Here is a 6,744-nt window from a genome sequence, read left to right as displayed (position 1 = left end):
TGAAGCTAGCTTCACTTTTCACATACCAAATCATTATAAATTCATACTGGATAAACCAATGTATTGGGCCTTATCAAATTACACAGACTTCTTGACGGAACCGATATATTTGGAGTTACAGTCGATATATTGTAAAAATCGCCGATATAATTTCACTTACCGACAAAACCACAAGAAAATCCCTTTCACAATCTAAAGAAAACGCCTCCATTGAAATGGATTCCATACCTGACCTAATAACTTTACACTCTATGTGAAAAAGTTCACAAATAGGTCATAATTTGTGAAGTAATTCACAATAATACGTGCTACAATATGAGTGTAAAGAAGTTAAACAACATTAAATTAGTATTTTAATTAATTACTTAAACAATCATAAAAAATATATGTGAACAATAGAGAGGGGAAATTACCATGAAAAAAGGTATCAATCGTGTAGTATTAGTAGGAACAGGAGCTGTAGGTTGTAGTTACGCTTACTCAATGATCAACCAAGGTGTAGCTGAAGAATTCGTATTAGTAGATGTTAATGAAGCAAAAGCAGAAGGGGAAGCAATGGACTTAAGCCATGCGGTACCATTCTCTCCATCACCAACAAAAGTTTGGAGCGGTAGCTATGCAGATTGTAAAGATGCAGATTTAGTAGTCATCACTGCTGGATTACCACAAAAGCCAGGTGAAACTCGTTTAGACTTAGTTGAGAAAAATACAAAGATCTTTAAACAAATCGTTCGCGGTATTATGGATAGCGGATTCGATGGAATCTTCTTAATCGCAACTAACCCAGTTGATATTTTAACTTACGTAACTTGGAAAGAATCTGGTCTACCAAAAGAGCGCGTAATTGGTTCTGGTACTACTTTAGACTCTGCTCGTTTCCGTTACATGTTAGGTGACTACTTGGATGTAGATCCACGTAACGTTCATGCTTACATCGTTGGTGAACACGGTGACACTGAACTTCCAGTATGGAGTCACGCTACTATCGGTGTACAAAAACTAGAAACAATCTTAGCTAACAACGAACAGTACAAACAAGAAGACTTAGACCAAATCTTCGAAAACGTACGTGATGCAGCTTACCATATCATCGAGCGTAAAGGTGCAACTTATTACGGAATCGGTATGTCACTACTTCGTGTAACTAAAGCAATCTTAAACAACGAGAACAGCGTATTAACTGTATCTGCATACCTTGAAGGTCAATACGGTGAGAAAGATGCTTACGTAGGTGTTCCAGCTGTAATTAACCGTGAAGGTGTACGTGAAATCGTAGAGCTTGAGTTAAATGAGGATGAAAAAGCGAAATTCGCTCATTCTGTAAAAGTATTAAAAGAAACAATGGCACCAGTACTATAATAATTGCTAAATAATCCAGAAGTGGGGAACTACTTCTTACTTCTGGATTTATATATAATTTAATATAAATTCCTTTTCCGGTTTCCCTTGTATATCCCCAATATACCCCTTTTGCTGGATCAGGGTCGTTTATAGAAAAGAGCACTCTACTTTGCGTAGAGTGCTCTTTATTATTATCATTTTTTAGGCGTTAATCCCAATTTCTTTAAAATATCTGCCAGTGTACCGCTTTTTGATTTTTCTACAGGTGTTTGTGATTTGGATGCATCTGGACCTTTTTTCAAGAAGTTCTTTTCAACGAAGCGAATATCTTTTTCGTCGACAATACCATCTTTGTTAAGGTCGCCGTCGTTCACAGATAGTCCTTTTTTACCATAGTTGCTAGCGATAATTTCAGCATCTTTTATATCAATTACTTTATCACCATTTACATCACCTGCAAGGTTTTCATCAAGGCGTGCATAATAATATTGGCCAAGTAGCTTACCGTCTTTTTCAGTACCAAGTTTCGTTGTTAGTCGGCTTGTTAAATGCCCTGGTACTTCTACATATAAGTTATAGTCGCGTTTATTAACAGGAAGTCCATTTAGTTTGAAGTATCCGTATTTATCTAGTGAGCCTTCAAACTTATGACGGTAAGAATCTGTTGCATATACTTTTACGCCAAGCTTTGTATAATCGAACTTTTCATCTAAATAGCCACGTTCATTTAAGAATGCACCAGGTTTAATATTTCCTTCTACTAGTGAGTTTAAGGACATTACTGAGAATGATTGATCTTGAAGGACACGCATTCTATTTGGCTCTGATTCACCTTGTTTCCAGTAAGCGAACACTGGTAAATCTAATTGGGCATTTGCTTCATAAAATTCATCATTTTCTACTTTGAAAGTGACATCAATGAACGGGAAGTCACCATCTAATCCAGCGAAGTTTTTATCATCAATAGCTCCGCCTACTGTAACAGAACCTTCTTCTAGTTTCGGTTCATTTACTTTTGCGGTTGCCCCTTTTTCAGAAAGGAGTTTTTCAAAAGCAGGATTCAATTTCGCATTTGCAAATTTGAAGTTCTTTTCTAGGAATTTTACGTTAAATTCCCCAGCAACGAATTGTTTCACATGTTTGGCGTTTAGCGTCACAGTGAATTCATCACCTTTATATACTTCTTTTTTATCATAACTAGTTTTCGCATATTGAGCTCCTTGCGGGATAAACCAATAGTTATTTACACCGCTTGGATAGTCAGCTCCTGCAGTTGCATAATCGAAAATATATACGCCTGTGTTCATTGGACCTTCAGTTTTAAAGGATTCAGGAGTAATGCCAACTTTAAAGTCACCATTTGCATTAATAGGTAAAAACTTATGCAAGTATGGAGAATAATCATAGTACATCACTCCGTTTGCTTCTTGCGTAATGTTTAATCCTTTTCCTTTTAAGTAGTCAACGTTCGAATCATACACATTTCCTTTAATCCATAACGCTTTTTTACCATCTTCTACTGTATAATTTTCTTCCTTTAATTCATAAATACCGGGCTGTAATCCAGTTAATTTCACTTCTGGCGGTGTATTATCAATTACGACATAATCACCTTTCACACGTGCTTTACCGGCTTTATCGTAGCCAACAAACTCGATTGTGTAATCACCTTCTGGTAAGTCGATTTTCTCATCACCAATTGGTTTTGCAGGATCAGTTGTAAAAGGATACACTTTGCCGTTAAAGAAGGAATCTAAGTAGTAATACACATCAGTTTTTAATCCACTAGTGTTTAATGTACCAAGGAAACCGAGAGCTTTATTTATTTTGGAATCTTTCACGATAAGATCTAATGTTTCAAGTTCGCTATTTAATTGGAATGCCCCGTGCAAATACGATTCACGGTATGGATTGAATTTAGATGTATCAGTTGAAATTGCTTTTCTTGATAATATTGCATTTTCAATACCAGGTTCTGATACACGAATAGAGAACGGAATTTGGTACGTTTCTTCTTTATTTTTCGTATTTGTAATATGAATATATCCTTCATATCGGCCTTGTTTTACACCAGCTGGAACATTAATTTTTGCTTCAATTTCATCTGATTTACCAGCATCAATCGTAATTGTTTCAGCAGTAGAAACTTTTATACCGTTTGCGGTAGCATCGTTAATGGCAGAAGATGCTGGTGTATAAGAAATTTCTGTTTTAAATTCTTTTTTCTCTTGTTTATTATGGTTTTCCACTTTTATATTTCGTTTTTGTTCAAGAGCTTCACCGTCTTTTTGATAGAACTTCCCGAATGCAATGGATCCAGTTTCTTCAGGGACTTCAATTACTTCATCATTTACAACTGTTTTTGTTGTATCTAGCACTTTAAAACTAGTTTCCGTATGAACGGCGTTGTACGCATCTACTCGTCCAGCTCCAACTTCATATACGGAATACTTTTCTTTTAAATCATCAGCTGTGTTCATAAGAGACGCCTTTACATCGAATGGAGAGTATTCTGGGTGTTCTTGTAAAATAAGAGCAGCAACGCCCGCGATATGAGGAGAAGCCATAGATGTTCCTTGCATACGCTCGTAGGAAACGTCATAGTTTTCGCCCTCTTGTGGGTCGTTAATATATTCAGGTACTGTTGAAAGTACAGCAACACCAGGCGCTGTAATATCTGGTTTAATATCATCATTTGATGTAACAGGACCGCGGGAGCTAAAGTCTGCAAGATGATCGCCTTCTGTTTGAATATAACTAAGTTCGTCAAAGGTAAAGGATGTATTACCTTGTTCGATTTGAGCTTTTAGTTTTACACCGTCTTCTTTCGTTAGGCGGAATGCGGGAATGTATTTTGTACTTTCGCCAACGTAGAAAGGAATTTCTCCGTCCACATTGTTATAAATAATAACGGCTTTTGCACCGGCTTGTTTTGCGTTAGCAATTTTTTCGTCAAATGACAGTGTACCACGTGCAACGAGAGCGATTTTTCCTTTTACATCCTTTTTACTAAACTCGTCAGGCGTACCGATTCCTACAGATTCAATAGGGAGAGATTGTCCTTTGAAATCTTCTATTTTATCAGTGAAGTTTTTGCCGAATAAAATGAGGTTAGGGAATTGTAATTGCCCAGCATGACCTGATAGTTTTGGTAAGGAAATAGAGCTATCACTTGCTCCAACTGTAATAGCAAATGGAGAAGCACCTGGTGATCCAAGTGTCGCTGGATTTGGTCCAGAGTTACCAGCGGCAACGACTGTAACAACGCCAGAAAGCATTGCGTTGTTAACAGCGATAGACGTTGGATCAAGCGGATTGTTGCTATCGTCACCTAACGATAAGTTAATAACATTCATGCCGTCAGAAATAGATTTATCGATTGCAGCAATAATACCAGAACTATCTCCGCTTCCGTATGGACCGAGTACACGATAGTTATACAGTTCAATGTCAGGTGCAACACCTTTTACTGCGGAATCTGATGTGTTTTTCTTTTGCGCAGAAACGATACCTGCTACGTGAGTACCATGCGCGGTGTAGAAGGAAGAGCCACGATCATCAAATTCAGGAGCGCCAGATTGTTGCCACTCTGTATAAGTTGTTTCCATCGGATCTGCATCGTTATTAATAAAGTCCCAACCTTTTACGGAGTTTGGATCTACCTTGCTAGAGTCTTCGCCAGGTTTTGCGCGATAGCCCTTATACACGTCTTTTAGGTCAGGATGATTGTAATCAATACCTGTATCTAATACACCAACTTTAATTCCTTTTCCGGTAATACCTTCGCTATGTAACTTATCGACCCCAATTTGCGGAATACTATCTGTTAGTTTTTGAGGTGCTTTTTGCTCAGATTGTTTTGGTAAATTTAGTTTCACTTCATAATCTTTCCAAATACGCTTTACAACGCCAATTCGTAACAATTCTTCTACTGTATTTGCAGGTAACGTCAGCGCAACACCATTTATCGCATGTTTATAAGAACGTTTAATTTGTACAGACTGGAAATTCCCTGACTTTACTGATGGACTGAAGTGATAAAGGCGTTTTAGTCCTTTTTGAAATTCCTCATGTTCTTGATCAATACGTGCCTTTATATTTTCAGGAGCAGCTTGTAATCCTTTTTCTTTTTGTTTTAATTCATTAATCTTTACTGGCGCAGTTTGAAATTCTACAATGATATTTACTGGTTCAGAACTACTCGTATTAATATCTGGCGAGATAGTAAAATCAGGGTTAGCATCTAACTTTTGTAATGCCTGGCGCTGTTCTTTAGAAAGTTTTGATAGTAAAGACTGGGCGTTTGAAGAGTCAATTTGGTTAATAGGATTTTCAGCCAGTACATTGAACGGAAGGGCAGTTGAAAATAGAACGCCAGCCGTTACAATTCCGGTAACAAAACGATTTTTCTTTTTCATGTATAAGCCTCCGATAATTTATATTTTAAAATTTATTTCTCCGTGCCTGGTGTTTGCTCTGCATGGAATGTCCAGTTTAGCTGTAAGGAATCGCCCTGGAATTTATTTTGATCTTGTTCGTTGTCTTCAAAGGAGAAGAGCACGTGTAAATAATCTGTTTCACCAGATTTAATACCGTCTATTAAGTTATGACGTTCTAAAGAAGTAGCCACATCCTCAGGTTTCATAGTCTTTAATTGTGATAGTTTTGTTTCCCACAAAATTTCATGATCATCGTTTGGATTAGATGGTTTTCCATCATTCACTAAAAATTTGACGATGATGTGATCGCCTAAATCTTCCCCATCATTATTTTTCTTTGCATCTGTAACTTCATAGGATGTTTCAAGTGCTACTTTTGCAATATCCAATGACCCTTTATTTTCAAGCGTGAAATTTTTTTCAATAAAGTCGCCTGGTTTTAAATCTTTCACATTAACAATTACACTTGGATTAATAGAAAGGTCTAGTGTTCCAGCTTGAAATGAGTTACTAGATGTTTCTGAATCATTGAAGTAGGCGAATACACCGCCGAATGTAAGGGATAAGCCAAGCGTTGCTGTGACAACTCCCATTCCAACCTTTTGTTTTAATGACATAAGAAAGCCCCCTAATTAAATTTTTATAGCGACTGTTCGTAACAAGGATAAATAAGTAAACATAGTAGTCCGCTATGAATTGTAGTTACGAAAAGTCTGCGTTCTTTATTGAGAACAAGTATATGCTTATAAATTTTCCATTTCAATACAATTGTGACGAAAAATGTTGAGAAACATTTTTTTATGACAGATTATTTTGTTGCGATTTTAAGTGGAAAATAGGATGAAAAAGAGGGTAAAGCTAATAAAATAGAGGTTGAGAAATAAATAGTAAGATAAAAGACTAGTGAAAAATGAAGCGTTTTCAATGAATATTCGTCAAAATTCGATATTTTATATAGAAATGT

The 6,744-nt window shown here is 36.6% G+C and carries 3 protein-coding genes; 1 reads left to right on the top strand and 2 read right to left on the bottom strand.

Translation table 11 applies throughout. From position 1 onward, the window contains the following. Nucleotides 1-414 precede the first annotated feature (414 nt). The gene (locus ACTFSI_RS27085) at nt 415-1,359 is read left to right on the top strand and encodes an L-lactate dehydrogenase (RefSeq protein ID WP_440045771.1); all 945 of its coding nucleotides are present in this window, start codon (nt 415-417) and stop codon (nt 1,357-1,359) included. Between the two features lie 176 nt (nt 1,360-1,535). On the opposite strand, the gene ACTFSI_RS27080 is transcribed toward ACTFSI_RS27085, so the two are convergent. After that, nucleotides 1,536-5,759: a S8 family serine peptidase gene (locus tag ACTFSI_RS27080; RefSeq protein ID WP_440045770.1), complete on the bottom strand. Its 4,224-nt coding sequence runs from the start codon at nt 5,757-5,759 to the stop codon at nt 1,536-1,538. A 32-nt stretch (nt 5,760-5,791) separates the two neighbouring features. Further along, complete coding sequence (locus ACTFSI_RS27075; RefSeq protein WP_000053941.1) at nt 5,792-6,397, bottom strand: CalY family protein; 606 nt, start codon at nt 6,395-6,397, stop codon at nt 5,792-5,794. Nucleotides 6,398-6,744 lie beyond the last annotated feature (347 nt).

This window comes from Bacillus cereus group sp. MYBK101-2, assembly GCF_051918845.1.
Lineage (GTDB): Bacteria > Bacillota > Bacilli > Bacillales > Bacillaceae_G > Bacillus_A > Bacillus_A paranthracis.
This window is presented reverse-complemented; position numbering and strand designations above follow the sequence as displayed.